At 48.3% G+C, this 296-nt stretch carries 1 pseudogene; it reads left to right on the top strand.

Annotated elements, in window-relative coordinates:
* Positions 1-113: 113 nt before the first annotated feature.
* Positions 114-296: pseudogene (locus tag JYB63_RS22840) on the top strand (ISL3 family transposase); the annotation flags it as partial.

Raw genomic sequence — 296 nt, 5'->3', positions numbered from 1 at the left:
AAAGGGCTCCCTCTTTCTAAACCCGCTGGATAAACACGGTCTAAGGGAGAGTATTTCTTTGTTGCGGTGGCTGAGGCATGATGATGTTTATTTAATCGCCAGAGGTCACCTCCATGGACGAAAAGTCCCTCTACGCTCATATTCTCAACCTGTCAGCCCCGTGGCAGGTAAAGACCCTTTCACTCGATGAAAATGCCTGTTCAGTTACTGTCACTGTCGAAATCGCTGTAAACACCCGGTTAACCTGCCCGACCTGCGGTAAAACTTGTTCTGTTCACGATCACCGTCATCGTAAA

Source organism: Aliamphritea spongicola (assembly GCF_017051665.1).
Taxonomy (GTDB): Bacteria; Pseudomonadota; Gammaproteobacteria; order Pseudomonadales; family Balneatricaceae; genus Amphritea; species Amphritea spongicola.
Note: the sequence above shows the minus strand (reverse complement) of the source record. Positions and strands in the feature narration are given on the sequence as shown.